This is a genomic window from Leptotrichia sp. OH3620_COT-345 (assembly GCF_003932895.1).
Taxonomy (GTDB): domain Bacteria; phylum Fusobacteriota; class Fusobacteriia; order Fusobacteriales; family Leptotrichiaceae; genus Pseudoleptotrichia.
In genome coordinates this window covers 1-203 of the sequence record NZ_RQYW01000246.1, presented here as the reverse complement: position 1 = coordinate 203, position 203 = coordinate 1, and the positions used below count along the sequence as shown (strand labels likewise).

Annotated in this window: 1 protein-coding gene; it reads left to right on the top strand. The window is 34.5% G+C overall.

The window, feature by feature from the left end:
* Positions 1-203, top strand: a 203-nt coding sequence (locus tag EII29_RS11920) for an autotransporter-associated N-terminal domain-containing protein (RefSeq protein ID WP_125237643.1), incomplete at both ends; no start/stop codon positions are given.

Sequence of the window (203 nt, the reverse complement as noted above, 5' to 3'; positions counted from 1 at the left end):
TTACATACATCATTTAAGCAGGCAAAGAGGGAGAACAACAGATTACTGAAAAATGCAAATCTTGAATTAATACAATTAATGGAACAGGGAGATCAGGTGGTGAAGTCTCCATGGAGTTCATGGCAATTTGGAATGAACTATTTTTACAGTAACTGGAGAGGAGCATATAAAGGAAGAGGAGATAAAAAAGAAAAATATCCTTA